This is a genomic window from Clostridium sp., from assembly GCF_047777555.1.
Taxonomy (GTDB): domain Bacteria; phylum Bacillota; class Clostridia; order Clostridiales; family Clostridiaceae; genus Clostridium_H.
In genome coordinates, this window is record NZ_JBKEEV010000003.1 from 186,635 (window position 1) to 210,728 (window position 24,094).

Genomic DNA, 24,094 nt, shown 5'->3' on the forward strand with positions numbered 1-24,094 from the left:
TTAAAATATAGTTTACATGTTATATACTATTCTTATTTTGCTTTTCCTACACTTCCACAAACCTTAATTTTACTCATTACATATTGTTTTACTTTTTCTCTACCTTGAGCATTATACTTCTTCGGATCAATAGTTTCCGGATGTTCCTTCAGCACTGACTTTACACCATTTGAAAAGGAAATTCGTAAATCTGTTGCATAATTAACTTTGCAAATTCCTCTTTGAATACATTCCATAACGACATCATCCGGAACACCAGAAGTCCCATGAAGCACCAATGGAATGGAAACAACCTCTCTAATTTCGCTTAAACGCTCCATATCTAATTTAGGTATGCCTTTATATACACCATGAGCTGTACCTATTGCAACAGCCAAAGAATCTACACTGGTTTTCTCTACAAATATTTTTGCTTCCTTTGGATCTGTGTATGGATTCTCATATCCACCTTCTAAATCATCCTCTTTTCCTCCAACCTTTCCAAGCTCTGCTTCTACTGGTATCCCAGATGGATGACAAGCTTTTACAACCGATTTAGTTAACGCTATATTTTCTTCAAATGTTCTATGTGATCCGTCAATCATAATTGACGTATATCCAACCCTCAAAGCCTGCATAGCAAGTTCAAAACTGTTTCCGTGATCCAAGTGTATAACAACAGGAACACTGGCCTTTTCAGCTGCATTCTTTACAGTTGCATAAAAATATGACATATCAGCATACTTTACTGTAGACGGAGTTGTCTGCATAATGACTGGTGACTTTAATTCCTCAGCAGCTGCTACTACAGCCTGAACCATTTCCATATTTTCAACATTAAATGCTCCGATTGCATAACCACCTTTTTGTGCATCCAACAATAATTGTTTTGTTGTAACTAATGGCATAAGCCCACCTCTCTTTTCTACAATCTTCTGATATTTACATCATTAATAATTTTTCTACATATATCTGGATCAAAATCTCCAGTATTAGTTGACATTGCATTAGCTGTTGCAACAGCGATAGCATATCTCAAAATCTCATTTGATGGAATATTTCTTTCTAAGGCAACAGCAAAAGCACCTACCATAGAATCACCACACCCAACAGTATTCACGACCTCTACGACTGGAGGACTTCCAAGAAATACACCTTCTTTACAGACCATTAAAGCTCCGTCACTACCTAATGAAATAATTACATAAGGAATTCCAAAATCAAATATCTTTTTTGCATATCTAATTACATCTTCTATTCCTTTGATTTTTATATGAAATAACTGCTCTAGTTCATCCTTATTGGGTTTTACCATTGTTGGACAGGATTTAATTCCTCTCTTTAAAAGCTCACCGCTAGTATCTAAGAGTACATGTTTTCCCATTTTTTTTGCTATAAGAACCATCTGTGCATAAATATCTTTACTGACACCTTTAGGTATACTTCCCGAAATAGTAATAATACTGCTGTTTTTTATGATATTAGGAAATAACTCTATAAACTGACTTTCTTCTTCTGATGTTATTTCACAACCAGGTTCCAAATATTCTGTAGAACCATATTTCTTATCCAGAATATTAATACAGCTTCTAGTCTCTCCTTTTACATGCTTAAAATTATGTGGGATTCCATCAATGTCCAGCAATGCCTCCAAATACTTTCCATTAAATCCTCCAACAAAGCCAGTAGCTTGAACTTCTGAGCCACACAACTTCACAATCCTAGCAACATTTAAACCTTTACCTCCTGCAGAATTTCTGCAGGAAGCAACGCGCATAACCTTTCCATTTTCAATTATTCCATCCATGTAATATGCTTTATCAATAGATGCATTTAGAGTTACTGTCGTTATCATATCAATCACCTAGCCTTCGCTGTCAATTAATATCTTTCCCCTTGCAGCACCTGGTACCTTATACATTTGAAAAGCATCTGCAATACGACTTAAAGGAATTTTAGTAAAAATAAAGGATTCGTCAAACTTTAAATCACCTGTCTTGAAATAATGAGATACAAGCTTCCACTCAATGCCTGGAAAAGGAGCACTATAGGACATCCAAGAACCTGTTAATGTAAACTCTTTTCGATTCATATTCTCCCATTCTTTCACAGAAAAGCTTAGTTCTTTTGTTGGTGTTCCAATGAAGCATAAGTGTGCTTTATTAGCAGCCAGTTCAAATGCCATTTTCATAGTAATTGTATTTCCTGCAGTTTCAAAAACATAATCAAATCCTCTTCCACCAGTCAATTCCATTGCTCTTTCCATAAATCCTTCATCCAATGTATTTATTCCAGCAGTTGCTCCAAGGCGTTTTCCCAGCTCCAATCTCTCACTGGCAATATCAAATATTACAGTTTCCCTGGCTCCAAAAATTCTAGCCCATTGCATCACAAACATTCCTATTGTTCCACCACCTAGGATAGCAACAGTTTTCCCACCCTCGTAAGGGACACGCATAATTCCATGAAGTGCTACAGTAGCTGGTTCAAAGAATGCTCCCTGTTCAAAAGAAACATCATTATCAAATGGTATAGCATTTTTCTCAGGAACCACCACATATTCTGCAAAGCTACCAAATTGTCTAGATCCTATGAAGCTATATTGTTTGCACAGGGAATAATCTCCTTTCTGGCAATTTTCACACTTCATACATGGAACCAATGGTACACCAGCCACTCTATCCCCTACTTTCACAGAAGTAACTCCCTCTCCAATTTGTGCAACCGTACCAGAAAACTCATGACCTAATACATTTGGAAAGAAGTGACAAGCATCCCCATTAACTCTTGGTACATCAGACCCACAAATTCCAGTATACTTTACTTTAATCAATACCTGACCTTTTCTAGGAATTGGCTTTTCTATCTCCTCATATCGGATATCATCTCTAGCATGTACAACTCCTGCCTTCATATCAATTCCTCCATTCAAATTATTTCTTCTGCTGCTTTCAATGCTTCTGCTCTCTTTTTAGAATGGTTAATTGTAAACAATAAACATATTACATATATAACAGCAATAACTACAGCTCCGATAACGTTTTCTTTAGTAAATATCTCCGTGTACATATAAGTAATCGGTGATCCACCTTGATCTAGCGCTGCCACTAAGTTTTTTCCATCTGTTGTACCAGTCGTTTTAGCCAATGCTGTCATCCATGGAATGGTCTGATTCGCAATCCAAATAGTCATGTACATAATAGCACTTCCGGATAACAGTGTTCTAAAGATATTACCTTTATGCACAGCAACTGCAATTGCAATAAAGAAGCTAATAGTAGCTAAATCTCCAAAAGGCAAAACTCTATTTCCAGGAACAATAATCGCAATTAATAAAGTCAGTGGGATAAATATTAATCCAGTTGTCACAACCTGAGCATCTCCTAAAAGAATTGCAGGATCCAATCCTATATAAAATTCTGAACTTCCAAACTTCTTAGTTAGAATTTCCTTTGCGCGTTCTGATAATGGCATTAAACCTTCCATAATGCATTTTACAGCTTTTGGCATCAAAACCATTACAGCTGACATATTTACCCCTAGAGGGTAACGCTTCCTTAGGCGAATATCCAGCAAGAAACCCTATTACAGCTCCTAAAATTCCACCAATTACAATAGGCTCTCCTAGCACACCAACTTTTTCTTGTAAAGAATCTGCTGTTATATCAACATTTTTAACTCCAGGAATCTTATCTATAACTACATCTACCAAACAAGCAATGGGAGCCATATAAGCAGAAGTACCATGAGGCACTGTCAATCCATCTAGTTCAAAATATCAGTCATCAAAGGTGCCCATAAATCTCCAAGCTTATATGCGATTGCTGCATGAAACACTACGCCTAGAATTCCAATCCAGTAACTTCCTGTAACAGCATAAGCAATAGCACCAGTAAAAGTCATATGCCATATGTTCCAGATATCAATATTTACAGTCTTAGTCATTTTTGCTAAAAGCATAAACAAATTTACCAAAATAGCAATAGGAATTGCTACAATAGCAATGTTAGACGCCCATGTCATAGGAGACGCTCCTGGCCATCCAATATCTACAACACTTAAAGATAGACCAAACTTCTCAGACATTGCTTGTGCTGCTGGTCCAAGTTGTGCATTCATCATATCAACAATTAAACCCATTCCTACAAATCCAACACCAATCATCAATCCTGAACGAATAGCTTTTCCTACTTTCAACGCCAATGCAAATACTTATTATTGCAATTACTATTGGCAACATAACCGAAGCACCCATATCAACTATATACTGAATTACCTTTAACATATACCATACCCCCTATTACATTATTCTTGCTATATCAACCTTTAAGTACTTTTAAAATAGATGCCTCTGTTTTTTCTACACCTACACCTGATATAAATGGCATACCAGTAATAAGAGGCACTCCATAGTCTCTTTTTACCTTAGATGTGGTTACAATCAAATCAGCTCCTTCAAGGTTTGAATCGATTTCAGAAATTCTTATTTGACAGATTTCCACGTCAATACCATTCTTTTTGCACAATTCTACTATCTTATTAGCAGCAATGTTGATGTTGCTACTGCTCCCCCACATGCTACAATTACTTTTTTTCTCATATCTCATTCTCCTTTTCTCTAATAATTTTTATAATTTCATTTTTATCTCTTACTTTTATAAGTTGATTAAGTACATCCTTATCCTGAATAATGGTGACAATTCTCTGTAATTGTTCAATATGATTATTAGGATTCGCAACAGCAATCATGAACACTAGTTGCACCTCAACCGTTTCATCATCTGTTCCCATTTGAAAAAATGTAACAGGTTCATTTAGAACTCCTATAGCAATGCCAGTTTTATTTACATGACTGACATCTGTATGAGGTATTGCTATTCCAACACCATTTACATCAATTCCTGTAGGAAAATTCTTTTCCCTAGAAATTAATGCATCTATATAGGATTCCTTTGCATAACCTTCTTTAACTAAAGCCCAACCTAACTTATGCATTACATCTTCATAAGATTTTGCACTCAGTTCGGTGAGAATAAGTGATTCTTTTAATTCTTCCCAAATCATTTTAATTTCCTCCAGTGTATTAGATCGATTATAAGCCGGCTTTATCTTTCTATATATATGGTAGCATGCCATTCTTACTAAAAACAGTCAAAAGTTCTACCAACGTTTTTACAAAGAAATAGAATGGTTAAAAATTTTTCTATATATTTTGAAAAAATTTTAACCATTCTTTTTTATTTTTCAATAGCATATTCATATCTTCTAATAATTTCAGCCGCTTCTTTTGGTGTTTTACATATGTGCAATTCTTTCTTAAACTGTTTATTTTTAAAAATATTAACTAAATTTAGAAATGCTTTCAAATGTGTTTTATGATCAACTGCACTGAGACAACAAACAAATTCCACTGGATCCATTTCTTCAATTCCAAAAGATACTGGATTTTTTAATCGAATTAGATTCATTCCTACTTTAATGCTCCCATATTCTGGTCCAGCATGAGGAACAGCAAAACCGCTTGAAAGCACAATATATGGACCATTCTCCTCAATATTCTTAATCATTGAATCAATATATCTTTCCTCGATATATCCAAGACGCAATATATTCTCTGCTGACTTATATACAGCTTCACGCCAATTCTTACATTCTACATCTAATTCTATATGATTATAAGGAAGTAGATGGTGCAGATAAGGTGAAAAAATTTCCGCATCTTTCTCTACAGACTTTTTAAAATAATCTCTCACTATCTTTTTTAACTCTTTTATTAAAATAGGTGCTTTCTCTGGAGCTTTATCATATATAACAGGTATAATTTCATCCATCAATCCTTTTGGTGTTATCTTATTTTCTTTCATACGTGAAGGTAAATGCCTTATCCTACGTAATTCATCAATTTTATTTCCAATTCTAATATAATCTTCATCTCTCAACATAGGTGAAACTACTACATGATCAAGTTTACAAGCTTTTAATGGAACTGTAGAAATAATAAAGTCTGCTTTTTCAGTTTCTAAGTTTTTTGCTTCATGAGAAGATATGATATCGACTATATGAAAATTAAAATGCCTTTTTAGTTTTTCTAAAAGTAGTTGAGATGTTTCAATTCCTGAATTGCAAGCAACAATAACATGAAATGCAATCTCTTTATTCTTTTTTCGTTCTATTGCAGCACATACATGAACCGCAATATATCCTATCTCAGCTTCAGTAATTTTCCTTCCTATATATTGTGTAAGTAAAGGCAGCTCTTTTCTTACAGCTTTTACTATTTCATAATTTTCCTTCATAATTTCGTCAACTATTGAATTTTCTAGATTTACAATAGGTACTGAAGCAAATACTGATTCCAAATGGTTTGACAAATTTTCAAAAAAATCATAATCTCCATTTAGGTTAATTTCAATCTCTTCTGAAACGTTTTCAATAAATTGCCTTGTAATAAACTGAATTTTTATAGCATTTTTATCTGAGGTACTTTGTTTCATATATCTAACCTTAGTTAATATTTCGCTTAAAAACCGTACTTCATCTTCTGTAGTATTAATATGACAATATTGAGAAATATATTTAAGAATGTCCTGTGCCATAAGATGCTTACTATTATTTTTTTCTCTTCTAACTTCAACATATTCTCCTTGCATATTGCGATTTATCATAATGCCCAAATAAAGCAGTACCTTCTGAAAAGAATCATCTGTAAGAAAACTCTTATGCACATGTTCCTGTTCATATATAATTTTTTGAATTATCATCTTACTTTCTGCCTGCACACTAATATATTTTTCTATCATTTCTCGTTCTACAATATCATTATTGGAATCAAATAGCCTCATTAAGAACAATCTTTTATCACTTTCTCTTCCCTCTACACGAAGTCCTTTATTCGGATGCGATAATACTTTTAAATTTCCTTTTTTTATAAATGCTTTAATCTCATCAAGATCACTAATAATAGTAGCGCGGCTAACAAACAAATTATCAGCAATCATAGAGAGTGTTATGTATCCCGTGGAATTAACAAGTAACGCAGATGCAACTCTCTTTCGTTCTTCTTTAGAAAGTTTATACTCATAAAAACTTTTTTCAGAAACAAACGATAAAATATCAACAAATTTATTATTCCTAGAAATACTTCCGCCTTTTTTTACTTTCAATTCAGCAAGTCCATGTTCTTTTAGAATTTCATTGATTGCATTCAAATCATTTCTAATAGTTCTCTGTGAAACCTGAAATTGTTTTGCTAAACCAGAAATATTTATGTTTTTTTCTAATTTACACAATTCTTGAATAATTGATATAATTCGCTTGTTCATTGACTCACCTCACACTTTCATATCAATTGCTTAACTGCATTAAATATTACATACCTTTTCATAGCATCCTCCACCCTATTCATGATATTCACGTTTTATATTCTATTCTAAATATACTATCACCAATATTTAGATAAAAGTATAATCTTTTTCATTAATTCTAGTAAAATTTTATACTATCGAAATAAGCATCTAAGAAAATTTTTAATAATTTCCTTTGCTTATTATCTAAAATAATATCAATACTTAGTGAGTAATTATTTATTTAATATTATAATGTCTTATTAATTCACTGAAATTTTAGTGAGCTAAATAGAAGTAGAGGATTAGAAGTACTTCCAATCCTTTTATGAGGTGAAATTAAACTATATTATTTGACTTCTTATGCTTTACAAATAAGAGATTAATTTTTGTTGATAAGGACTTAAGTTTTAAAGAACTAAAAACTACAATAGTTATTATTCCATACGATAAAATACATGGCACTGGATTAGTAAAAAATGAAAAAGTATTTGCTTTTACAGATGAATTAATACTATATACTAAGGCAAAGAAGTATGCTTTGAATTTAATCTTAAATTTAGCCATTGGCTTAATAAAATAACTATATTACAACTTAGTGTATTTATTTTGATACTATACTTTTATATTATTTTTCTCTAAATAATCCTCGTAAGTTATTTCTCCAATCTTCTTATAGCTTTTTACATTTAGAATCTTCTTTAACTTATCAGCTTCATTTCTAGGTCTCTGATATGTTATAGTAGCAAAATAGCCACCTTTTATTTTCGGTAATGCCTCTTGTAAAGCCTTTCTCATATAATTCTTAAGCTCTTTGTAAATTGGATTGCTTGTATCTAATCCTTCCTTTATAGTATTAAAAGGCGGTGCTTCTTTTAATATTTTTATATATGCATATCCTCTAAGTATATCATATTTTGAATCGCTACTAATATCCCATCCTGTCAATTCAGTTTTATCAGCACTAACAACTAATCTATCATTTACTTTAACATACCAGCCAGACTCATTATAATTAGGTATATCCTTCTTAATTATAATTTCCGCTGTATAATTTCTACAATCGATTGAATACTTTAATATTTCAGTCTCACTGTCCCTTGATGAAATAGTAATCCCTCTGCCATTTACAATAATTTTAATACCTCTTCTTATATCATTCTCATATGTCTTAGATATAGTATCTATTAAATTTTTAATAAACTGTTCATCGGAAAAACTATCTTTAGCTTCATCAGTTAGTTTATTAATTTCAATTTTTGTTCCAATTTTTTTATGATTATCATTTATTCCTGAATCTTTAAAAAGTATATTCCACTCTTTACTTTTACTCCACTCATCAACATCTAAAAATAAAGAAAAAAAATCTTCTCTTGTAGCTGATTCCACATAAATCATTTTTCCTATTTTAAAGAATGCCCTTTTCATACCAATACCATAATGTCCTATGGAGAATTGTCTTGTGTTTTTACCTTGGCTATTCCCAAATTTAAAAGCATAGCTTTTAGCTGACTCCTTTGAGATTCCATCACAATTATCTTCTATAATGAAGCATTTTTTATTTAATGTTAGTCTAATTTCAAATGTTGAAAAATCTCTATCTGACTTACGTGCAGCATCAATAGAATTATCAATTAAATCTAAAACAGTTCTGTCAAGTTTAATATCCCTTGTCAGTGCATTTATAAAAAACTCCTTAGTTGGTTCCATGTGAACAATTTCATTATTAATAATAATCACCTAAATTATATTGATTATATTATAATCTATTATTGTTTTAGCTATTTTATTACATCATTATATAAAAGACGCTATATTTTTTAATTTCAATAGTTTAGCAAGTCCTTTTATTCACATAAAATAAGTATAAAAATTTTTCAAATAAAAAGCTTGTCAGAAATTTTCTCTGGCAAGCTCAAAAATATTACTAGCTATTTATCTTTATTGGTTTTTCTAACATCAAAAATGCTAGCAACCTCTTCTATGTAATCTATGTTTTTTAATAATCAATTTTAAAAATATAACTAGAAATAACATCTAACATATACTGCATTGCAATATGTGATAAAAACTGAGATATTATATTTCTTAAATTTTTTTATTACTTATATATAAATGATGCTTTATATAATCTGGAACCACATTTTTCCAAGCCCTCCTATCCAAATTATTTCTATTCCTTTTTATATAATATTTCTGCAATAGTTGGTAAAAACGTAGCCCTTCCTGAATACGACAAAATAATAGCTGCATGATTTTTGTTAGAAGCAACTGCGGTGCATCGTTGTTCATAAAAAGATTTAGAACAATTAATCATTCTATCAATTGACCGCATTTTATCTTTAAAGTTTTCTGCAACATTAATGTTATGTGCATGAGCATGTTTATTATATTATATTAATATTAGACTATTATCTTTATTTTCTAGAATATAAAACCTCAATGAATTCAAATAAATATTAAAAAGATTCTCCTATATGTTTCTCAAACCATTTGTCTACTTCTGAGCTAATTATTAAATACTCCATTCCTACAAACACACATGGAAAATCCTTTTGATGTATTATCTTATAAGCATTGTTATACCCAATGTTATATTTATCTCTAAACTCTTTTATTGTTATATCTTTTTCTTCCTCATGTAGATATTTAAAAACATAATCATATCCTGAAACTTCAACTACATCAAATTTTATAATATTTATATTGTGGCCTACCAACCCTACCGTATTCTACAAATTTATCTACTTTATTCTCTCTTTGCATATATTCAAGATATCTTCTAACTGTTACTCTTGCTATACCTAATTTTTCTGCCAAATCCTCTGCTGTAAAATGTTCATAATTACTTTTTTCTATTTCATCCAATATAGCCCTATATGTATATTTATTAAGTCCCTTAACAAAATCATTTTCATCTTGAGCAATATTAGGACTAGACATTAATTTATCTAGTTCCTCTTGTTCAATCACATCATTGTCTTTAAATTGATTATGTCTCCCCTTAAATCGAATAAGTGATTCTTTAAATCTTTCAAAACTAAAAGGCTTTATAAGATAATCTACAACTCCATATCTAAAAGCCTCCTGTACTCTTTCAATTGTTTTATCTGCTGTAATTAAAATAATATCTATGTCTAACTCTTGTCCCCTTATCCACTTCAATAAATCAATCCCGTTTTCCTTAGGAAGATACACATCAAGTAATATTAAATCTGGCTTTTTAATCGATATAAATTTCTTTGCATCATTAAGATTAGAAACTGCTTTATATAAAATAAATCCTTCTATCTTTTTCAAAAACTTAGAATTTATCTCCATAACCATAGGGTCATCTTCAATAATCATTACATTAATCAAGCTTATCACTCCTTGTCATTGGTATTGTTATATTCCAAATGACGCCATTATTCACATCAAGTTTTATTATGCCATTAGATTCATCAATTATTTTCTTTACTATATACATTCCATAACCACGTTGCCCATCTTTTGTTGAAAAACCTCGTTCATATATTTTTTCTTTAAATTCAACAGAAATTCCACCACCATTATCCTTAACTATTATATTTAAAAATTCTTCATTTTGGACTATTTTTATATATATTAATCCAGTTCCATCATTTTTAACTTCATCTAAAGAATTTTCTATTAGATTGCCTAAAACCGATACAATTTCTTCAGATGTAATATTCTCTGGTAACTTTGTAAGTTTTGAATCTTCATCTATTTTTAGCTTAACTCTACACTCTTCAGCTTTGATATATTTTGATAATAATAAAGCTGATACAGAAGAGTCTTTTATATTCTGTGTTAAAATATTGCTTATATTGTTTCTACTTTTAGTTATATCTGAAATAAATTCAAGTACTTTATCATACTCTTCCAGCTGTATAAGCCCTGAAATAGTATGAAGCTTATTCATAAATTCATGATTTTGAGCTCTTAAAGACCATGCCATTTTTTTTACACCTGTAAGTTCTTCTGCCATTTTAGTTATCTCTGTTTTATCTCTGAAGCTAGTAATAGCTCCTATAACCCTTTCTTTATTCATCAAAGGAACTATATTAGTTATTATTATGGTGTTATTTATCCTCTGTTCTACCTCAAATTCCGGCTTACCTGTTTTTAACACATTCATAATACGTGTATCAGGAATAACCTCTTCTATGTTCTTCCCAGTAATATTCTCTTTTTTAATATTATCCTCAAAGTGTAAGATTTTTAATGCCGAATTACTTATAAGAGTGATTCTGCCCATATGATCAACTGATATTAACCCTTCATGAATAGTATTAAGAATTGCCATTTTTTCATTATAAAGCTTTGTTATTTCTTCAGGCTCCAATCCCATCAAAGTATTCTTTATGTTATTAGCTAATAAAACTGCTCCTATTATACCTGTCGTAAGCCCGACTAAACCAATCAAAATTATATACAAAACAGCTGTATACTTAGCCTTCTCAATGTCATTAGTAAGTGTACCTACGGCAACAAAGCCTATCTCTTTTTTATTTTCTTCATCATATATTGGAGCAAAGGCTCTAAGAGCCTTTCCGAGTGTTCCTGTAGCCTCAGAGATATATGCTTCTCCTTTTTGAATTGCTCTATACTGATCTCCTCCCACGAATTTTTTACCTATCATTTCATGGTTTGGATGAGAATATCTAATTTCATCACTGTCTGCTATAATTATATAGTCAACCAATTCTAAATTCTTAAGCTGCGTATTAACGTAGTAATCAATTTTTTGGTTTGGATCTCTAACCTTTAACTCATCTATTATCTCTCTAGAATGTGCTACCATTTCAGCTACATTCATAATATTAGTTCTGACCTTGTTTTCAATATTTCCAGTTGCCCATGAGATTACAAATAAAATAATTATAGATATAGAAACAAATACTACTGTAACAACCAATAATATAATCTTTGTTTGCAGCTTCATCGCTTTCTTCATATTTATCTCCTCAATCTTAATGCATACAAATTTAATTTAGTTTATATGTAAATGACTTAAAAAAACACGAAATAATAGAAAACCATGCATGCGTCTAGAAGAATTAATAGTAATAGATTTAATTCTATTATATACCATTTCCTCTACCATGTCCTCCATCTTTCCGTGTAGATTAATTATTGTTATAAATCGCAATTTATAAATCGCAATACTAAATGCAACACTTATTATTTTAACCATAGTCTCAACCCTCCTGTGTACTGCCTTTATTTTCAATCTATATCACCCGGTGATTTGAAACTATGGCTTCAATTTTTCATATTATATTAAAATTTACAATCATTTTTATGATGTAATAGCTTTTTCGTTTTGTTATCTTTAAATTTAAATGCATAAGAAACAATAAATGGACAAATCAATGCAGATACTACACATGCTGCTGCAACTTGAGCAGTAGCTCTTGATGCTATGGCAGCAAATGCTGGGTCTAATGCTGCAACAACGCCTGGTGTAGCTACAGCATTTCCGGCAGTTGATCCTGTTCCTAATCCAATTCTTGGCTCTTCTTTAAATAATTTAAGAAGAATATATGGTCCTATTCCTGTAAATACAGATATTACACCTAATAATATACCAGGTCCTCCGGCATTTATAATAGTTCTAAGATCCATTCCTGCACCTAATGGAAATGAGAAAAATGGAATTAACAATAACTTACTACTTCCAAGAAAAGTCCTCATATCAGAATCAATATTTCCTAAAATCATTCCTACTGCTATTGGAATTATAACTGCAATAAGTGACTTAATAGGAACTTGTGCAAGTCCTGATGCACCTAATGCGACTAATGTAAAAAATGGACCATCTTTTAAAGAGAATAAAGCATAAGCACCTACATCTGTCTCATCTCCATACTCTGAAGCGAGTGATGCATATAACCCACCATTAGAATTTGTTAATGCAGCTATAATAGCTAATGGCGATAAACCCAATACTCCACCATACCCAAAAGCTTTTCCAACAAATATACCAATACCAGCACCTACAATAAACTTTCCTGCTATTAATATTGCACCCTTTTTTAGTGCCTTTGGTGCTAATTTAAAATTAATTTGTGAACCAATTAAGAACATAAAACAAGCTAAAATAGTTGTTGATGCTTTTGGGCCGAATAATGCTGTTGTAAAACCACCAATTTGTAAAAATTGTGGAAAAAATGTATTAACTAAAACTCCTAAGAAAAGCGGAACAATCATCATACCACCTGGAATTTTATCGATTGTTTTCTTAATTGGAATTTGCATTTATATCCCTCCATTTATTTTAGTCATATATTAAATTTGGTCATCGTTAAATAGATAACTTTATTGTTTTTATATTCTTGCTACTCCGCTTTTTCTTGCTGCTTTTTTTACAGCTTCAGCAACATTAACAGCTACATTTCTATCTAGCGCATTAGGAATTACATTATTCTCATTTAAGTTTTCATTTTTTATCATAGAAGCTATAGCATAAGCTGCCGCTATTTTCATTTCTTCATTAATTTCTCTTGCCCTAACATCCATAGCACCTCTAAATACTCCTGGGAATGCTAATACATTATTAACTTGGTTAGGAAAATCTGAGCGTCCAGTACCTATTACTCTTGCCCCTGCTTCTTTTGCTTCATCTGGCATTATTTCTGGAATCGGATTTGCCATAGCAAATAATATAGCATCTTTATTCATTGATCTCACCATATCTCGATTTACTATTCCAGGTACTGAAACTCCTATAAACACATCCGCACCTACTAATGCATCAGCTAAAGTTCCCCTAATATTATCTGGATTAGTTGCCTTTGCAAGTTCTTTTTTAGTTTCATCCACATTTTCTATTCCTCTGTAAAGAATACCAACTTTATCACATACAATTAGATTCTTTACTCCTGAGGCAAGTAATAATTTGGCTATAGCAGTTCCTGCAGCTCCTGCACCATTTACGACAACCTTTATATCTTGTATTTTTTTATTAACAACTTTTAAAGCATTTATTATTCCTGCAAGAACAACTATTGCAGTTCCATGTTGGTCATCGTGAAATACAGGTATATCAAGCTCTTTCCTTAACCTTTCTTCAATTTCGAAGCATCTTGGAGCTCCAATATCTTCTAGATTAATTCCACCAAAACTTGGGGCTATAAGTTTAACAGTCATAACGATTTCATTAACATCCTGAGTATCTAAACATATAGGAAATGCATCAACGTCTGCAAATTCTTTGAACAAAATAGACTTTCCTTCCATAACAGGTAATGCAGCTTTTGCGCCTATATTTCCTAGTCCTAGCACCGCTGAACCATCTGTAACTACGGCTACCATGTTTCCTTTTGAAGTGTATTTGTATACATTTTCTTCTATTTCGTAAATTCTTCTGCAAGGTTCTGCCACTCCAGGAGTGTAGGCAAGACTTAAATCGTCTTTTGTCTGTACCTTTACTTTTGATACTACACTTACCTTACCTGCATTTTTTTCATGAAGCTTTAAACTTTCTTCAAAATAATTCATTCAAACCCCTCCGATTTATTTTTATATAGAAATTAATAATTCCTTATTGCAAATAAATAATAATATAAAATATTGATTGTTTAAATATTTTGAATATTAAAAAAATATTATGTTCATAAAGAATACTTTGTTAATTCATTAACCAATCCTTTGTTATTTTTAGTAAATGATTGATGCAAAAACAAGGAATATCTAAAATAACTAAAAAGATTTAAGAAAAGTGTTTTTAAGAACGATACTTGAACTTTAGATGGGATAGAATTATGAGAAAAGCTTTAAAGTTACATCTTCAATTTTTTAACACAACACAAGCTATGTCACATTTAATAAAAAAAGGCTTTCCTAAACTTAGGAAAACCTTATAATTGGTGCACCCAACAGGATTCGAACCTGCGACCTCCGGATTCGAAGTCCGTAACTCTATCCAGCTGAGCTATGGATGCAAAAAATATAAATGGAGCGGGTAAGGGGAATCGAACCCCTGTGTTCAGCTTGGAAGGCTGACGTTCTACCATTGAACCATACCCGCATAAGTATAATTATATTAAATTAATGGTGATCCACCGGGGAATCGAACCCCGGACAACTTGATTAAAAGTCAAGTGCTCTACCGACTGAGCTAGTGAATCATAATGGCTGGGATGGCAGGATTCGAACCTACGCATGTAGCAGTCAAAGTGCTATGCCTTACCGCTTGGCGACATCCCAATTCTTAATGGGGTGAACGGAGGGACTCGAACCCTCGACAACCAGAACCACAATCTGGCGCTCTACCAACTGAACTACGTCCACCGTATTCTGGTGCGCCATCAGGGACTCGAACCCGGGGCCCACTGATTAAGAGTCAGTTGCTCTACCATCTGAGCTAATGGCGCATATTTGGTGCGTCTTAAGGGATTCGAACCCCTGGCCCACGCCTTAGAAGGGCGTTGCTCTATCCAGCTGAGCTAAAGACGCATATTTGGAGCGGGTAAGGGGAATCGAACCCCTGTGTTCAGCTTGGAAGGCTGACGTTCTACCATTGAACCATACCCGCATAAAATGGTCGGGGTAGCAGGGCTCGAACCCGCGGCCTCATGGTCCCAAACCACGCGCGCTACCATCTGCGCTATACCCCGAAATTATTTTTGCTTTATTATTTAGTTTCAAAATAAATGGTGCGCCATCGGGGACTCGAACCCAGGGCCCACTGATTAAGAGTCAGTTGCTCTACCATCTGAGCTAATGGCGCATATTTGGTGCGTCTTAAGGGATTCGAACCCCTGGCCCACGCCTTAGAAGGGCGTTGCTCTATCCAGCTGAGCTAAAGACGCATGTTTGGAGCGGGTAAGGGGAATCGAACCCCTGTGTTCAGCTTGGAAGGCTGACGTTCTACCATTGAACCATACCCGCATATTGGAGCGGAAGACGAGATTCGAACTCGCGACGTTCACCTTGGCAAGGTGACGCTCTACCACTGAGCCACTCCCGCTTATTTTGGTGCAGGTGAAGGGAGTCGAACCCCCACGCCAAAGGCGCTAGATCCTAAGTCTAGTGCGTCTGCCAATTCCGCCACACCTGCACGTTATAATTATAATATTGTGGTGATCCACCGGGGAATCGAACCCCGGACAACTTGATTAAAAGTCAAGTGCTCTACCGACTGAGCTAGTGAATCATAATGGCTGGGATGGCAGGATTCGAACCTACGCATGTAGCAGTCAAAGTGCTATGCCTTACCGCTTGGCGACATCCCAATTCTTAATGGGGTGAACGGAGGGACTCGAACCCTCGACAACCAGAACCACAATCTGGCGCTCTACCAACTGAACTACGTCCACCATATTTGGTGCGCCATCAGGGACTCGAACCCGGGGCCCACTGATTAAGAGTCAGTTGCTCTACCATCTGAGCTAATGGCGCATATTTGGTGCGTCTTAAGGGATTCGAACCCCTGGCCCACGCCTTAGAAGGGCGTTGCTCTATCCAGCTGAGCTAAAGACGCATATTTGGAGCGGGTAAGGGGAATCGAACCCCTGTGTTCAGCTTGGAAGGCTGACGTTCTACCATTGAACCATACCCGCATATTGGAGCGGAAGACGAGATTCGAACTCGCGACGTTCACCTTGGCAAGGTGACGCTCTACCACTGAGCCACTCCCGCTTATTTTTGGTCGGGGTAGCAGGGCTCGAACCCGCGGCCTCATGGTCCCAAACCACGCGCGCTACCATCTGCGCTATACCCCGAAAATTTACTTGTAATCTGTCGATTGGCTTTGCAGTTTTAACTGCTTGCCTTAGCGACATTGATTATTCTACACTATATTTAAATCTACGTCAATACTTTTTTTTAATTTTTTTATATTAGTTTATATAAAATGTATGGTTGGTCTTATTTCTCTGCCTTCTATCTCTATAAAAGCAATACTTCTTTGTCCATCTCCATCTGCGGAAAATTTACTTGTAATCTGTCGATTGGCTTTGCAGTTTTAACTGCTTGCCTTAGCGACATTGATTATTCTACACTATATTTAAATCTACGTCAATACTTTTTTTTAATTTTTTTATATTAGTTTATATAAAATGTATGGTTGGTCTTATTTCTCTGCCTTCTATCTCTATAAAAGCAATACTTCTTTGTCCATCTCTTGGCAATGAAGCGCTGCCTGGATTTATAATCCATATGCCATCTTATTTTTTCGAAATATGAGTGTGTCCAAATAAAGCTATATCTGCTCCCACTTCTTTTGCCTTATCTTTTAGCTGCCATATTCCGCTTTTTACATCATATTTATGTCCATGAGTTACTAAAATTCTGACTTCATTAATATCCTCTACTCTTTCAATAGGAGACTTTGTGGTAAAATCACAGTTTCCTCTAACACTTATAATCTTATTCTTATATATTTCTTTTAGTTCATCTATATCTGCTACGTTATCTCCCAAATGTATTAATATATCTGCTTCTTCTACAATATTAGCAACTTTCCTTATTATTGTACTATTCCTGTGGGTATCACTAACTACAGCTATCAACATGATAATCCCTCCTACAGATATTTCTTTAACTCTTGTTTTAACCTCTCAAGTGCTCTTCCTCTATGACTTATAGAATTCTTTTCTTCCTCACTCATCTCAGCCATAGTCTTATTAAACTCTGGAACATAAAATAATGGATCGTATCCAAAACCATTATTTCCTTTTTCTTCTTCAGTTATATATCCGTTTATTTCACCTTGTACATTTATAATTTTGTCCTTATTTATAATTAGTTCCATTGCGCAGATAAATTTACCACTTCTCTTTTCAAAGTCTATGCCCTTTAATTTGGAAAGCAACTTTTCATTATTCTTTTTATCATTTCCATGTTCACCACTATAGCGGGCAGAATATACTCCTGGTTCCCCATTTAAAATATCAACGGCTAAACCCGAATCGTCTGCCAATACCATAGAATTCTCTGCAATTTTATATATCTCACTTGCTTTTATATGCGCATTTTCCATAAATGTTGTTCCGTTTTCTTCAACATCTATATTGATCCCTGCTTCTTTTAATGAAAGCACTTCTAGAGGAAATTCCCTTAGCATTTGTTTAATTTCTTTTATTTTATGTTCATTATTACTTGCTACAATAAGCCTTCTCATATCCTCTTCATCCCCTTGAACTTATCTTATTTTTATTATAACTCTAATGCTTTGAAAAGTTCATCACTTTCTGGTGGATAAACTAATTTTTTTTCATTATTCTCCACTAAAACCTTACTTTCATCAGTAATCTCTCCTACGATGGCTGCATCTACACCATTTTCTTTTAACCTTTCAATTAAATCACTACCATTTTTACAAGTAATAAGCATGCTTCCTGAAGATATAAACCTTAGTGGATCAATAGAAAACAAATCACAAACCTTTTTTGTTATATTAGAAATTGGAAGTAAATTTTTATATATAGTAAATCCTACATTACTTCCTTCCGCCACTTCCCATAAAGCTCCTAATAGACCGCCTTCCGTTATATCATGCATAGAGTTCACTCCAAATTGCCCTGCTATCTTTCCCTCTTTAACAACACTTATTTTATTGATATAATTCTTAGCTTCATGTATCTCTTCTTTAGTGAGTATACTCTTTATTTTGTCATAGTAATCATTAACCAAAATAGATGTACCTTCAAGACATAACTGCTTTGTAACAATTATATCATCTCCTTTTTGTGCTCCCCTAGTTGATACAGCCTTTCCTGATTTTGTCTTACCTATAGTTGTGCATGAAATTACAATCCTGTTTACTGCATCTGTAACCTCAGTATGCCCTCCTAACACTTCCATATTTAATGCTTTACTCTCCTCATGTATTTCTTCCATTACTTTTTTTATTTCTTCTAATTCAGTTTTAGGAGGTACTAGAATAGTTACAAGTATACCTAAAGGTTCTACCCCACAAGAAGCTATATCATTAGAATTTATATGTACAGCAAGCTTTCCTACATTGCCTTCAGCTCCTGTTATTGGATCTGTTGACATAACACATTCATATTCTCCAAAATTTATAACACAGCAGTCCTCTCCAATGCCGCTTCTTATTCTTACATCTTTCCTTAAGGAACCTTTATTATTTGATATTATTTCATTTAAATCTTTCCAATCAAGTTTGCCTATCTTCATGAAAATCTCCCCTTAAATCTAAAAAATTATCATTATTTATTATATGTTCTCATATTATTTATATAAGGATTAATTTATGGTGGTGTAGATATGTTAAGATATATAGGACCCTTTCTACGAATGAATAAACTTAGCTTAGAACAGGTGGAAAACCAACTATTCCACTTATCTAAGGAAAGTATAAAACAATTGGTATTTAATTCAAAATGTGGAATTGTTTTAGATCCTAAAGAATCTAATCTAAAAAACATACCTAATACAGATATTAACACAATAAACCTAAACTCTCCACTTTTATGTATATATAAAAAAGCTAACCCTAAATTGAAAAATAAAAATAATAAACTTTGTTGGGATGAGGAGGACTTTAAAAAAGATATTAACATATCGAGCAACGGATACATGACCTTAGCCCTTTTAGAACTTGCAGATTACTATAAAAAATTCAAAGATATAGATAAAAAAAAGTATGCTTTAAGTAATGTATATGTTGAACTAGCTAGGAAGCAGTTAGAATTTTATGCTTCTAATCTTAGAAACTTAGAAGGAGTTTTTGTAGATAAAAAAGACTGTACCGATCCCTTAATTGGCAAGCTTAAAATCAAAGATAAAAATAAAGGTTTCAAGTTCTGGGAGCAAGCTCTCCTCATGAATGCTTTTTATAAATGCTCTACTTACTTAGAAGGAGAAGTTAAAGATTCATATAAAAATTTCTCTTTAGATATTCTAAACATGTTTTTAGAATTTAAAGATGAAATTTATGATGTTTCCTTTGAAGATAGGTGCAATCTATGTTTAAATCTAAATATTTTTTATACTTATTCTAAAATAGAGGACGTTAAACCTCTTATTTTAGACATATTTGATTTATTGTATGAAGAATATAATAGCTCCTCATCAGATGATAAGATTCAACATCTTTGCTTAATGTACTTAAATTCAGCTTTTCTTTTTAAACATACAAATATGTTCAAGTTTAAAAGAATAAGCAGCAAAATCAATGATATTTTGAAAAAACATTACGATAAAGATTTATGTATGTTCATAAAGACCACAGAATCTAAAGAAATAAAATTTTCTTGTGATGAAATTGTACTTTACTTAATTTCTATGATCTATCAATACCACCTAGAGGATGATGTTGATGAAAAAATTATTACAGACGTATTTAAGTCACAACTAGTTGATTCTGGAATAGTATTAAGCTGGCCTGATATACCTACATTAGACAATGTTGAACATTATAAAGACTTCAACTCAAAACCAGAAAATCTACTAGATGACCAATATTTTAAATTACCTACTATACCTGCTCCTGAAATCAGCCAACTAGCACCTATATTTATTAAATATGTGGTTTATAATAAGGAAAAGCATACCTTTAAGGCTAGCAAATGTAGTTTTGATAGTAGAAGAAACCTTAATTTATTTTTCTTAATACTTTTCACTTTGAGTAAAACCCCCTAAATTTAAGGGGGCTATTTTAATTTTTCAGCATATATATTTTTTAAATTTATATTTCCCCTTTTATTTATCTCTATACCATTTATATAAGCTTTTTTGCACAAAACAGTCTTATAAAATCCAATTGGTATACAAGCCACATCATCCAGTAAAATTTTCTCAGCTTCTTTGAATCCCTTTATCATTTCATCATTATCACTAGTAACTTTTGATCTTAATACATAACTATCAAATTCAGAATTTTTATATTGACTTATATTTTCAGATGAGTTACTAATCCATCTTTCTAAAAATGCATATGGAGAGTCGTAATCTCCCATATAATTTGTAAGGAGCATATCATAGTCACCATTATATATAATTTCTTTTAGCTCCTGATCGCTATAACCTTTAGCCATAATCTTAATTCCTACATCTTTTAAACTTTTAACAATATGATCTGCTATTTTCTTATTAATATCATTGCTGCTATAGTATACTAAACTTATATTTTCTTCTTCATATTCGCTGTTATCTAGCAGCTCTTTTATATCATTTGCACCTTTTTTAATATCCAATTCATCTTCTGTTCTATTCATTCCTTTAGTATTTGAAGGTATATAAAATGATGCTTTTTCCAAGATAGTATTAAGTTCATTTGCAATTTCTTCTTTGTTGATTGCATATTTTACTGCCTTTCTAAAGTTGGAGTTAGATGTAACTTTATTTTTATCTAAGTTGAAATTTAAGCTTATTCCTTCTCTATAAAATCCTTTAACCATTTTTTCATTTGAATTTATATTCTCCACTTCACTAAAAGGAATGTTTGTTAAAATATCAATATTATTATACTTATAGCCTGCTAAAGCAAAAGCAGCATTTTTTTCATTTCTTATATGAATTTTTGAGGTTTTTACATTTTCTTTATTCCAATAGCTATTATTTTTCTTAAGACAAACTTCTCCGTTTTCATATATATTGTCAATTATAAATGGTCCAGAATATTTTATCTTCTTATATTCTTTTTTCCATTGCTTTAAATTATAAAAATTCTCTTTTAATGACAGTGCAGGATTGCTAATTATATCTAAAAAATAGCTGCAGGGATAATTAAGCCTTATTTCTAATTCATCATCACTTTTATTTGTAATCGCCATTCCATCAAAATCTATTTTCTTATCTGCATAATCTTTAGCTCCAAATATACATTCAAGCTGCTTAGCATAAAGGTTATTTTCTTCTCTTAATATTCTAGAAAAAAAGTCTACAAAGTCCTTAGAAGTTATCTTGCTTCCATCGCTCCATCTAGCATTTTCTCTTATTTTAAAAGTGTAAGTTAATTTATCTTTTGATACTGTCCATTCTGAAGCTAGAGCAGGAATAATATTGCCTTCTGAATCCACGGATACCAATCCTTCAAACAAAGCTGAGATTAGATCTTGCTGCCTTATGTTTCTGCTATTTATCATTAATAAATCATCAGGAAGGCTTTCCATATTGTATACTATATAATCTCGTTGACTTTGACTGTATACTTTTTTTTGCACGCATCCACAGCTTATACACATCATAATGCTTAAACACACACATATAATCTTTTTCATCTTATTAATCACCATTTTATATAAAATATATCTTAATTATTTACCATATAATAAAAAAATAAACAAAATATCGCTAATAAAAATTAACAATACTTTGTTTATTGATTGAAAAGATATGTAAAATTTTTGATTAAAACATTATATCTTATTTATTTCTTGTAGTATAAGCTTATTAACTATTTTAGGATTGCTTCTGCCTCCCGTATTTTTCATTACCTGCCCTACAAAATATCCTAATATCTTAGTTTTGCCACTCTTATATTGCTCAATGTTTTCTGGATTTTCATCTAAAACCTTTCTTACTATTTTAAGTATTTCTTCTTCATCATTATTTTGAGTTAAACCTTTTTCTTTAACTATAGCCCTAGGCATTTTCCCACTATAAAACATTTCTTCTATAACTATTTTTCCTGCAGAATTAGAAATAGTTCCTTCATTTATAAGTTTAATGAGTTCTGCAAGATATGCTGGAGTAAACTTAATATCCTTAATTGAAATGTTTTCTTTATTTATCAGTCTTAAAATATCTCCCATTATCCAATTGGATGAAGACTTTGCATCACCACTTAACATTGCTGTTTCCTCAAAAAAATCTGATAAATCGCTGCTGCTGGTAAGGATGGAAGCATCATATCTTGGAATGTTAAATTCCATTACAAATCTTTCTTGTTTTTCATGAGGAAGCTCCGGAATAGTTTCTCTGATTTTATCTATCCACTCATCTGAAATATTTATAGCCATTAAATCTCCTTCTGGAAAATATCTATAGTCGTTGGCTTCTTCCTTACTTCTCATTGCTGCAGTTATATTATTATCTTCATCCCAGCGCCTTGTTTCCTGCTTTAAGTTTTCTCCTTTTTCTATTATTGCTATCTGCCTTTTGTACTCATATTCCAATGCCTTTTCTAATGCTTTAAAAGAATTCATATTTTTTATCTCACATTTAACTCCAAAATCGCATCTTCCCTTTTTTCTCACAGATATATTGGCATCGCACCTTAGAGATCCTTCCTCCATTTTACAGTCTGAAACTCCAATAGCTTGAAGTATACTTTTTAATCTTGTAAGGTATAAAACAGCCTCTTTTGGAGTTCTAATATCAGGTTTTGATACAATCTCAATAAGAGGAGTTCCTGCTCTATTAAAATCTATTAAAGTTCCTTCATCAGTATGAATGAGCTTTCCCGCATCTTCTTCTATATGTATTCTTTCTATTTCTATTTTTTTCTTTTTGCCGCTGACTGGTTCTATTTCTATATATCCATTTTCACATAATGGATAATACATCTGAGTTATTTGATAATTTTTAGGAGCATCTGGATAAAAGTAATTTTTTCTATCCATCCTAGTAGACTTATTTATTTTGCAGTTAAACGCTAACCCTGCCTTTATTCCATACTCTACAACCTTTTTATTTATTTTAGGAAGAGCCCCAGGAAGTCCTAGACATATAGGACATACTTGAGTATTTGGCTTTTTCCCAAACTCTGTACTGCATCCACAAAATGCCTTAGTTTTAGTTGAAAGTTCCGAGTGAACCTCAAGACCTATAACTGCTTCAAATTCCATGTTCTC

The 24,094-nt window shown here is 32.4% G+C and carries 19 protein-coding genes, 22 tRNA genes and 2 pseudogenes; 2 read left to right on the top strand and 41 right to left on the bottom strand.

All coding sequences use genetic code 11. The features are described from left to right. Positions 1-32: 32 nt before the first annotated feature. The 8 genes and pseudogenes from fba to ACFWTK_RS06880 all read right to left on the bottom strand — a co-directional run bounded on the left by fba (position 33) and on the right by ACFWTK_RS06880 (position 7,301). Positions 33-887 carry a class II fructose-1,6-bisphosphate aldolase gene (gene fba, locus ACFWTK_RS06845; RefSeq protein WP_106024577.1) on the bottom strand — a complete coding sequence of 285 codons (855 nt, stop codon included), beginning with the start codon at positions 885-887 and terminating at the stop codon, positions 33-35. A gap of 17 nt (positions 888-904) precedes the next feature. Continuing rightward, positions 905-1,834 carry a 1-phosphofructokinase gene (gene pfkB / locus ACFWTK_RS06850; protein WP_061857900.1) on the bottom strand — a complete coding sequence of 310 codons (930 nt, stop codon included), beginning with the start codon at positions 1,832-1,834 and terminating at the stop codon, positions 905-907. Between the two features lie 9 nt (positions 1,835-1,843). Beyond that, the gene (locus ACFWTK_RS06855) at positions 1,844-2,893 is read right to left on the bottom strand and encodes a galactitol-1-phosphate 5-dehydrogenase (protein ID WP_106024576.1); all 1,050 of its coding nucleotides are present in this window, start codon (positions 2,891-2,893) and stop codon (positions 1,844-1,846) included. A gap of 14 nt (positions 2,894-2,907) precedes the next feature. Beyond that, positions 2,908-3,510, bottom strand: a complete 603-nt coding sequence (locus tag ACFWTK_RS06860; protein ID WP_415875300.1) for a PTS transporter subunit IIC — start codon at positions 3,508-3,510, stop codon at positions 2,908-2,910. Continuing rightward, positions 3,416-4,143, bottom strand: a pseudogene (locus tag ACFWTK_RS06865) (PTS transporter subunit IIC). Before ACFWTK_RS06865 ends, ACFWTK_RS06860 begins: the two are co-directional and overlap by 95 nt. 155 nt (positions 4,144-4,298) lie before the next feature. Then, entirely contained in the window at positions 4,299-4,586 is a 288-nt protein-coding gene (locus tag ACFWTK_RS06870; protein ID WP_415875301.1) for a PTS sugar transporter subunit IIB, read from the bottom strand. Then, positions 4,576-5,043: a PTS sugar transporter subunit IIA gene (locus tag ACFWTK_RS06875; protein ID WP_061857904.1), complete on the bottom strand. Its 468-nt coding sequence runs from the start codon at positions 5,041-5,043 to the stop codon at positions 4,576-4,578. Before ACFWTK_RS06875 ends, ACFWTK_RS06870 begins: the two co-directional genes overlap by 11 nt. A gap of 173 nt (positions 5,044-5,216) precedes the next feature. Continuing rightward, positions 5,217-7,301, bottom strand: a complete 2,085-nt coding sequence (locus ACFWTK_RS06880) for a BglG family transcription antiterminator (RefSeq protein ID WP_415875302.1) — start codon at positions 7,299-7,301, stop codon at positions 5,217-5,219. Between the two features lie 367 nt (positions 7,302-7,668). Here ACFWTK_RS06880 and ACFWTK_RS06885 point away from each other — a divergent pair, with 367 nt between their 5' ends. Next, a complete protein-coding gene (locus tag ACFWTK_RS06885) occupies positions 7,669-7,905 on the top strand; it encodes a PH domain-containing protein (protein ID WP_082787843.1) in 237 nt (78 codons plus the stop codon). 32 nt (positions 7,906-7,937) lie between these two features. Here ACFWTK_RS06885 and ACFWTK_RS06890 read toward each other — a convergent pair whose 3' ends face one another. The 31 genes and pseudogenes from ACFWTK_RS06890 to ACFWTK_RS07040 form a co-directional block, all read right to left on the bottom strand. Further along, complete coding sequence (locus ACFWTK_RS06890; RefSeq protein ID WP_133241823.1) at positions 7,938-9,062, bottom strand: ATP-binding protein; 1,125 nt, start codon at positions 9,060-9,062, stop codon at positions 7,938-7,940. Between the two features lie 719 nt (positions 9,063-9,781). Further along, positions 9,782-10,042 (bottom strand): helix-turn-helix domain-containing protein, encoded by a 261-nt coding sequence (locus ACFWTK_RS06895; protein ID WP_415875303.1) that lies wholly within the window; start codon positions 10,040-10,042, stop codon positions 9,782-9,784. Further along, entirely contained in the window at positions 10,008-10,682 is a 675-nt protein-coding gene (locus ACFWTK_RS06900) for a response regulator (protein ID WP_061857908.1), read from the bottom strand. Before ACFWTK_RS06900 ends, ACFWTK_RS06895 begins: the two co-directional genes overlap by 35 nt. Next, the gene (locus tag ACFWTK_RS06905; protein WP_061857909.1) at positions 10,675-12,282 is read right to left on the bottom strand and encodes a Spo0B domain-containing protein; all 1,608 of its coding nucleotides are present in this window, start codon (positions 12,280-12,282) and stop codon (positions 10,675-10,677) included. The genes ACFWTK_RS06900 and ACFWTK_RS06905 overlap by 8 nt, the downstream gene beginning before the upstream one ends. Positions 12,283-12,608: 326 nt before the next feature. Next, positions 12,609-13,586 (bottom strand): 2-keto-3-deoxygluconate permease, encoded by a 978-nt coding sequence (locus tag ACFWTK_RS06910; protein WP_061857911.1) that lies wholly within the window; start codon positions 13,584-13,586, stop codon positions 12,609-12,611. Between the two features lie 69 nt (positions 13,587-13,655). Beyond that, complete coding sequence (locus tag ACFWTK_RS06915) at positions 13,656-14,828, bottom strand: NAD(P)-dependent malic enzyme (RefSeq protein WP_061857912.1); 1,173 nt, start codon at positions 14,826-14,828, stop codon at positions 13,656-13,658. A gap of 366 nt (positions 14,829-15,194) precedes the next feature. Next, positions 15,195-15,271: transfer RNA gene (locus ACFWTK_RS06920), tRNA-Arg, on the bottom strand. 12 nt (positions 15,272-15,283) lie between these two features. Then, positions 15,284-15,357 (bottom strand) — tRNA-Gly (locus ACFWTK_RS06925). Positions 15,358-15,381: 24 nt separating this feature from the next. Next, a tRNA-Lys gene (locus ACFWTK_RS06930) sits at positions 15,382-15,457 on the bottom strand. A gap of 4 nt (positions 15,458-15,461) precedes the next feature. Beyond that, positions 15,462-15,536 (bottom strand) — tRNA-Gln (locus tag ACFWTK_RS06935). 8 nt (positions 15,537-15,544) lie between these two features. Next, positions 15,545-15,620: transfer RNA gene (locus tag ACFWTK_RS06940), tRNA-His, on the bottom strand. Between the two features lie 7 nt (positions 15,621-15,627). Continuing rightward, positions 15,628-15,703, bottom strand: a tRNA-Lys gene (locus tag ACFWTK_RS06945). 5 nt (positions 15,704-15,708) lie between these two features. Continuing rightward, positions 15,709-15,785: transfer RNA gene (locus ACFWTK_RS06950), tRNA-Arg, on the bottom strand. 5 nt (positions 15,786-15,790) lie between these two features. Beyond that, positions 15,791-15,864: transfer RNA gene (locus ACFWTK_RS06955), tRNA-Gly, on the bottom strand. Positions 15,865-15,870: 6 nt separating this feature from the next. Then, positions 15,871-15,946: transfer RNA gene (locus ACFWTK_RS06960), tRNA-Pro, on the bottom strand. A 37-nt stretch (positions 15,947-15,983) separates the two neighbouring features. Beyond that, positions 15,984-16,059: transfer RNA gene (locus ACFWTK_RS06965), tRNA-Lys, on the bottom strand. A 5-nt stretch (positions 16,060-16,064) separates the two neighbouring features. After that, a tRNA-Arg gene (locus ACFWTK_RS06970) sits at positions 16,065-16,141 on the bottom strand. A gap of 5 nt (positions 16,142-16,146) precedes the next feature. Continuing rightward, positions 16,147-16,220 (bottom strand) — tRNA-Gly (locus ACFWTK_RS06975). Between the two features lie 4 nt (positions 16,221-16,224). After that, a tRNA-Gly gene (locus ACFWTK_RS06980) sits at positions 16,225-16,299 on the bottom strand. Positions 16,300-16,305: 6 nt separating this feature from the next. Beyond that, a tRNA-Leu gene (locus ACFWTK_RS06985) sits at positions 16,306-16,389 on the bottom strand. 20 nt (positions 16,390-16,409) lie between these two features. Next, a tRNA-Lys gene (locus ACFWTK_RS06990) sits at positions 16,410-16,485 on the bottom strand. A gap of 4 nt (positions 16,486-16,489) precedes the next feature. Next, positions 16,490-16,564: transfer RNA gene (locus ACFWTK_RS06995), tRNA-Gln, on the bottom strand. 8 nt (positions 16,565-16,572) lie between these two features. Beyond that, a tRNA-His gene (locus tag ACFWTK_RS07000) sits at positions 16,573-16,648 on the bottom strand. A gap of 6 nt (positions 16,649-16,654) precedes the next feature. After that, positions 16,655-16,730, bottom strand: a tRNA-Lys gene (locus tag ACFWTK_RS07005). Between the two features lie 5 nt (positions 16,731-16,735). Next, positions 16,736-16,812 (bottom strand) — tRNA-Arg (locus ACFWTK_RS07010). Positions 16,813-16,817: 5 nt separating this feature from the next. Further along, positions 16,818-16,891, bottom strand: a tRNA-Gly gene (locus tag ACFWTK_RS07015). A 4-nt stretch (positions 16,892-16,895) separates the two neighbouring features. Beyond that, positions 16,896-16,970 (bottom strand) — tRNA-Gly (locus tag ACFWTK_RS07020). Between the two features lie 7 nt (positions 16,971-16,977). After that, positions 16,978-17,053, bottom strand: a tRNA-Pro gene (locus ACFWTK_RS07025). Between the two features lie 327 nt (positions 17,054-17,380). Continuing rightward, a pseudogene (locus tag ACFWTK_RS07030) lies at positions 17,381-17,845 on the bottom strand (metallophosphoesterase). 11 nt (positions 17,846-17,856) lie between these two features. Next, on the bottom strand, positions 17,857-18,453 hold the full coding sequence (locus tag ACFWTK_RS07035; protein WP_415875304.1) for an XTP/dITP diphosphatase: 597 nt from the start codon (positions 18,451-18,453) through the stop codon (positions 17,857-17,859). Positions 18,454-18,488: 35 nt separating this feature from the next. Further along, complete coding sequence (locus ACFWTK_RS07040) at positions 18,489-19,472, bottom strand: AIR synthase family protein (RefSeq protein WP_415875305.1); 984 nt, start codon at positions 19,470-19,472, stop codon at positions 18,489-18,491. A 90-nt stretch (positions 19,473-19,562) separates the two neighbouring features. Here ACFWTK_RS07040 and ACFWTK_RS07045 point away from each other — a divergent pair, with 90 nt between their 5' ends. Continuing rightward, complete coding sequence (locus ACFWTK_RS07045; RefSeq protein ID WP_415875306.1) at positions 19,563-20,939, top strand: hypothetical protein; 1,377 nt, start codon at positions 19,563-19,565, stop codon at positions 20,937-20,939. 11 nt (positions 20,940-20,950) lie between these two features. Here ACFWTK_RS07045 and ACFWTK_RS07050 read toward each other — a convergent pair whose 3' ends face one another. Together ACFWTK_RS07050 and gatB are read right to left on the bottom strand one after the other, a co-directional pair. Beyond that, positions 20,951-22,519, bottom strand: coding sequence for a peptide ABC transporter substrate-binding protein (locus ACFWTK_RS07050; RefSeq protein WP_415875307.1), 1,569 nt, complete (start codon positions 22,517-22,519; stop codon positions 20,951-20,953). Between the two features lie 138 nt (positions 22,520-22,657). After that, a complete protein-coding gene (gatB, locus tag ACFWTK_RS07055) occupies positions 22,658-24,088 on the bottom strand; it encodes an Asp-tRNA(Asn)/Glu-tRNA(Gln) amidotransferase subunit GatB (RefSeq protein ID WP_415875308.1) in 1,431 nt (476 codons plus the stop codon). Between the last annotated feature and the right edge of the window lie 6 nt (positions 24,089-24,094).

Bases quoted from the DNA above. Each gene is read 5' to 3' on its own strand.
- pfkB (WP_061857900.1), bottom strand. From the start codon at position 1,834: ATGATAACGACAGTAACTCTAAATGCATCTATTGATAAAGCATATTAC.
- ACFWTK_RS06915 (WP_061857912.1), bottom strand. From the start codon at position 14,828: ATGAATTATTTTGAAGAAAGTTTAAAGCTTCATGAAAAAAATGCAGGT.
- ACFWTK_RS06905 (WP_061857909.1), bottom strand. From the start codon at position 12,282: ATGAAGAAAGCGATGAAGCTGCAAACAAAGATTATATTATTGGTTGTT.
- ACFWTK_RS07045 (WP_415875306.1), top strand. From the start codon at position 19,563: ATGTTAAGATATATAGGACCCTTTCTACGAATGAATAAACTTAGCTTA.
- ACFWTK_RS06910 (WP_061857911.1), bottom strand. From the start codon at position 13,586: ATGCAAATTCCAATTAAGAAAACAATCGATAAAATTCCAGGTGGTATG.
- ACFWTK_RS07050 (WP_415875307.1), bottom strand. From the start codon at position 22,519: ATGAAAAAGATTATATGTGTGTGTTTAAGCATTATGATGTGTATAAGC.
- fba (WP_106024577.1), bottom strand. From the start codon at position 887: ATGCCATTAGTTACAACAAAACAATTATTGTTGGATGCACAAAAAGGT.
- ACFWTK_RS06875 (WP_061857904.1), bottom strand. From the start codon at position 5,043: ATGATTTGGGAAGAATTAAAAGAATCACTTATTCTCACCGAACTGAGT.
- ACFWTK_RS07040 (WP_415875305.1), bottom strand. From the start codon at position 19,472: ATGAAGATAGGCAAACTTGATTGGAAAGATTTAAATGAAATAATATCA.
- ACFWTK_RS06860 (WP_415875300.1), bottom strand. From the start codon at position 3,510: ATGTCAGCTGTAATGGTTTTGATGCCAAAAGCTGTAAAATGCATTATG.
- ACFWTK_RS07035 (WP_415875304.1), bottom strand. From the start codon at position 18,453: ATGAGAAGGCTTATTGTAGCAAGTAATAATGAACATAAAATAAAAGAA.
- ACFWTK_RS06855 (WP_106024576.1), bottom strand. From the start codon at position 2,893: ATGAAGGCAGGAGTTGTACATGCTAGAGATGATATCCGATATGAGGAG.
- ACFWTK_RS06870 (WP_415875301.1), bottom strand. From the start codon at position 4,586: ATGAGATATGAGAAAAAAAGTAATTGTAGCATGTGGGGGAGCAGTAGC.
- gatB (WP_415875308.1), bottom strand. From the start codon at position 24,088: ATGGAATTTGAAGCAGTTATAGGTCTTGAGGTTCACTCGGAACTTTCA.
- ACFWTK_RS06880 (WP_415875302.1), bottom strand. From the start codon at position 7,301: ATGAACAAGCGAATTATATCAATTATTCAAGAATTGTGTAAATTAGAA.